Origin of the sequence: Vibrio sp. 10N.222.46.A1 (assembly GCF_041473595.1) — a bacterium.
Classification (GTDB): Bacteria; Pseudomonadota; Gammaproteobacteria; order Enterobacterales; family Vibrionaceae; genus Vibrio; species Vibrio tasmaniensis_A.
In genome coordinates this window covers 1-4,495 of the sequence record NZ_JBFRSN010000586.1, presented here as the reverse complement: position 1 = coordinate 4,495, position 4,495 = coordinate 1, and the positions used below count along the sequence as shown (strand labels likewise).

Annotated in this window: 5 protein-coding genes; 1 reads left to right on the top strand and 4 read right to left on the bottom strand. The window is 43.0% G+C overall.

Features of this window, described 5'->3' with window-relative positions; translation table 11 throughout:
- Together ribF and murJ are read right to left on the bottom strand one after the other, a co-directional pair.
- On the bottom strand, positions 1-721 hold a 721-nt coding region (ribF, locus tag AB4496_RS16505; protein WP_372131389.1), incomplete at its 3' end, for a bifunctional riboflavin kinase/FAD synthetase.
- 70 nt (positions 722-791) lie between these two features.
- Positions 792-2,354, bottom strand: a complete 1,563-nt coding sequence (gene murJ / locus AB4496_RS16500; RefSeq protein ID WP_009848488.1) for a murein biosynthesis integral membrane protein MurJ — start codon at positions 2,352-2,354, stop codon at positions 792-794.
- 250 nt (positions 2,355-2,604) lie between these two features.
- On the opposite strand from murJ, the gene rpsT reads away from it, so the two are divergent.
- Positions 2,605-2,865: a 30S ribosomal protein S20 gene (gene rpsT / locus AB4496_RS16495; RefSeq protein ID WP_012603273.1), complete on the top strand. Its 261-nt coding sequence runs from the start codon at positions 2,605-2,607 to the stop codon at positions 2,863-2,865.
- 220 nt (positions 2,866-3,085) lie between these two features.
- Here the strand turns inward: rpsT and AB4496_RS16490 are convergent, their stop codons facing one another.
- Together AB4496_RS16490 and nhaR are read right to left on the bottom strand one after the other, a co-directional pair.
- Positions 3,086-3,379: a metalloregulator ArsR/SmtB family transcription factor gene (locus AB4496_RS16490; protein ID WP_009848443.1), complete on the bottom strand. Its 294-nt coding sequence runs from the start codon at positions 3,377-3,379 to the stop codon at positions 3,086-3,088.
- Between the two features lie 100 nt (positions 3,380-3,479).
- Complete coding sequence (nhaR, locus tag AB4496_RS16485; RefSeq protein ID WP_009848442.1) at positions 3,480-4,370, bottom strand: transcriptional activator NhaR; 891 nt, start codon at positions 4,368-4,370, stop codon at positions 3,480-3,482.
- Positions 4,371-4,495: the final 125 nt, after the last annotated feature.

Here is a 4,495-nt window from a genome sequence, read left to right as displayed (position 1 = left end):
TAGCAACACCACCGACAGGAACACCGTCGATATCTAATGCTTCAACAACATACACTCCCGACACAGGAGAAACACAACGTTTTAATGGAATATTAGCGGTAGGGAAACCGATAGTTCTCCCTAGTTTACGACCATGAGAAACACGACCACTGATACTGTAGTCACGCCCAAGCATGGTAGCACTAGAAACCAAGTCATTGGCCGCTAACGCATTTCGTATCTCAGTGCTGCTTACTCGTAATTGGTTTAAGCAATAACTTTGGGTGCTCACCACCTCAAAACCATATTTTTCGCCCGCTTCTTTAAGCATAGCGAAATTACCCGTTCGGCCTTTGCCAAAGCAAAAATCGTCACCAACCACCAAGAATTTCACACCAAGCTTATCAACCAAAAGCTCCTTAATGAACGCTTTCGCAGACAAGCTTGCAAAATACTGATTGAAATTCACACACAATAAACGACTAATCTCTAGCTTGCTCAATTGCACGTACTTATCTCGTAAGCGAGTTAAACGCGCTGGCGCTCGACCTTTAGCAAACAACTCCATAGGTTGCGGTTCAAACGTCATGACAACAGAAGGGAGTCCCAGTGCTGTAGCTTGTTTAGAAACCTGACTCAGAACCTCTTGATGCCCTAAATGAACACCATCGAAGTTACCTATGGTTAATACACAGCCATGATGCTGTGCTTTAATATTGTGTATACCTCGGATCAGTTCCATTGTGATCAGCTAAAACCTGTTATTTGCATCATTTATTGTGTGAAACCGACGGATTATATACTAATCAGTATTAATCTGTCGCTGCTTTTAAATGTTTTACTCGGATACCTAAAACCAGTACCGACACAATATAAGCAAAGCCACCAAGTGCGATCAACCCTGTTAGCGTCAACGCTCTTTGGTTGAAGCTCCAATCAAGCCACAGCTGCATATTGTCTAGTTGCCATAAAATCACGCCAACCATCACAGTTCCAGATACTAATAATTTAAGGCTAAACAACAATGTAGTCTTGGTTAAACGATAAACACCCGCTATATGCAGACCACGATAAAGTAGAGTCATGTTCACGAACGCAGATAACGCCGTTGCGATTGCCAAACCAACATAACCATAGAAATAAGCGAAGATCGCGTTGAACACCATGTTAGTGACCATCGCAATGATGCCGTACTTCACAGGAGTTTTAGTATCTTGACGTGAGTAATAGCCCGGAGCCAACACTTTAATCAACATGAAGTTTAGCAAGCCTGAAGCGTATGCCACCAAAGACATGGAAGCCTGCTGTACATCGTGTGGTGAAAACTCGCCACGCATGAAGAGCACCATCAGCATCGGCTTCGCTAAAACAATAAGACCTAACATCGCAGGAATGCCTAGCAATAAAACCATGCGCACGCCCCAGTCCATTGTATGAGCAAACCCTTCCCCTTGAGCATCTACGTGTTTACGCGACAAAGCAGGAAGAATAACCGTCGCAATAGCAATACCAAACAAACCGAGTGGGAATTCCAATAATCGATCCGAATAATATAGCCAACTGATAGAGCCGGTTGCTAGAAAGCTGGCAATGAAGGTATCGAACAACAAGTTGATTTGGCTCACTGATACACCAAACAAGGCAGGGATCATTAGCGTGCGAATCTTAACCACACCGGGATCTCTCCACCCCCACTTCGGCTTAACCAACACACCCGCTTTAATCAAGAAAGGCATTTGGAAAAGGAACTGGACTAAACCACCAAGAAACACACCGATGGCCAAGCCAATTTCGGGTTGTTCTAAATTAGGAGAGATAAACCATGCTGAACCTATGATCATTACGTTCAGGAACACAGGGGTAAATGACGAAACCGCAAATTTGCCCATGGTATTGAGGATTGCACCAGATAAAGCAACAAAGGTGATAAACCATAAATAAGGAAAGGTAATCTTGAGCATAAAGCTCGCCAGCTCAAATTTTGGTGCTGCTGGGCCATCATTTAACCAATCGATAAACCAACCTGCGCCAAACATCGCAGTGATGACACCCGAGCCCAACACCCCGATAACGGTGACGATAGAAACTAGTACCCCGAGCGTGCCCGATACTTTGGCAATTAAATCTCGAGTCTTATCTTTATCACCAGCAGCGTGATATTCTGTTAATACAGGAACAAACGCTTGAGAAAAGGCACCTTCTGCGAAAAGTCGACGTAAGAAATTAGGGATTTTATTAGCGAAGAAAAATACGTCGGCACTCGCTCCTGCTCCCATCAAATTTGCTACTACTACATCACGTACTAGCCCCAATACGCGGGAAACAAAAGTCATTGCACTGACAATCAGGCCTGACTTTAATAGTCGTTTACTCACACAAACCTCTGACACTGGTTGATTACTTTCAAGCGAGGATAAATACTATCCTGTCCTAAGAAGCATATTTATTAGCATTGGTCTAAAAATGCTGTTAGAATCCCCGCCATCTTAACCGCGATGACCTTTCCATACCAAAGTTTGTTTGGCTACGATTGGTTTTTGCACAAATCATTTGACAATTAAGCGCCTATGAGGGATAGTCCTCGCCCTTAAATTGTCACCGAACTAAGTTTTTGGGAGTTAGACCTTGGCAAACAGTAAATCTGCTAAGAAGCGCGCTATCCAAGCTGAGAAACGTCGCCAGCACAATGCTAGCCGTCGTTCTATGATGCGCACTTACATGAAAAAAACTATTGCAGCTATTGAAGCTGGCAATAAAGAAGCTGCAACTGCTGCTCTTGTAGAAGTTACACCTCTTCTAGACCGTATGGCGACTAAAGGCCTTATTCATAAGAATAAAGCTGCACGTCATAAGTCTCGTTTCGCTGCTGCAATCAAAGCTCTTTAATAGAAATTTGATTACAACGCAAAACGAAAAAAACCGGCCTCGGCCGGTTTTTTTATATCTAAATTTTGAGTAACACAGAGATTTTTCTTGCTGAGCGTTACTTGGTTTACTTAAAGATATGCGGTTTGCTGATAGGCACTAACGTTCGACATGAAATACTGACACTTCCTTGTGTCGACCCTACCCCTGGTAAGAAATCACTTCCCCCACCAGCAATAAACTACTTGCAGTACATACCATGCAGTAGGTTAATCATCGCTTTTACTTCTTCACTGCTCAATGTGTAATACACTGTTTGAGCTTCTTTGCGAGTTTCGACCAAACCATCTCTTCTCAACCAAGCAAGATGTTGAGATAAAGCAGATTGACTCAATTCCAACTTGCCACACAACTCCCCAACCGACAGCTCAGTACCATGCAATAGGCACAGAATCTGTAAGCGACGCTCATTGGCCATGGCTTTGAGTAGAATCACAGCTTGTGCTGAATTCTTCTCCATCTCTTTTAAGTTCATAGTTTGGCTCCATACAACCTTTACGCCAAGTCCGGGTTATCTGTATTTCCGGCAGATTATGAAGTCATGATAATCGATATCAATTCATTAACAAACAAGCTCACTCGAACAATTTGCTAAAATCTGCGTCACATACATTTTTTACTGCTGGATGTTGGATCATCCTCTCAGCAAATATGACGTAGTACTCCTCTTTTAACTCCTCGATTCCCCCCAACAATTGCAATGACGTATCTTCCTCAACCTCTGACATATATAGCGTAGGCGCTAAGAAAATAGCGTCGTGGTGGTAACGAGCGAAAGCCTTCATCAATGCCGCGTCATCAAACTCACCCAAAATATCAGGCTTAAGTCCTTGTCTATCAAACCATTGCAGTACTTTACGCCCCATCGAAGTTCGACTTCCTGGGATTAACAGTTTCTTTTGTTCTAATACAGCAGGAAAGTTAACACCTTCCACATTACCTGAACTGAAAAAGCTCATACCACTCTCACCCAACTTTTTACTAAACAGGCCTGGGCTTTGGCTAGAATCCACCGGGCAGTCTGACAAAATCATATCGAGCTTATGCTGAGAAAGTTGTTCAAGTAGCATTTCATGAGTCGATTCAAAGCAGCGTAAATGAATGCTGTTATCGGGTGGGATTGTCGACATCAATATCTTGCTGACTAATCTTTTGGACAGTGCATCCGCGACGCCAACATCAAACAGAATATTGGAGTGCTGGCTATAATTCACGATATCCAGCATCTCGTAACTCAGGCCAAACATACGATCGGCATATTTAAAGACCAACTGCCCAAGCTCTGTCGGCTCAACACTGCGACCATTACGCTTAGTTAGCTTGCCGTCCATACGCTCTTCTAAGGCTTTTATCTGACCAGTTACCGTTTGTGGTGTTAGGAATAGGGCTTCTGCAGCTTTAGTAACAGAGCCTTGCTTGCAAACCATCCAGAAGTAATAAAGGTGGTTATAGTTGAGATGCGACATAAATGTGCCGTAAAAAAAGAGAAGATAACCTGTTATATCAAATATGCCCTCCCCACTCAACAAACTCGGAAAAACCACACCTAACTATCAATTACTACTTATTTTTACGAAGTGTCTAATTTCAT

Bases quoted from the DNA above. Each gene is read 5' to 3' on its own strand.
- AB4496_RS16490 (WP_009848443.1), bottom strand. From the start codon at position 3,379: ATGAACTTAAAAGAGATGGAGAAGAATTCAGCACAAGCTGTGATTCTA.
- nhaR (WP_009848442.1), bottom strand. From the start codon at position 4,370: ATGTCGCATCTCAACTATAACCACCTTTATTACTTCTGGATGGTTTGC.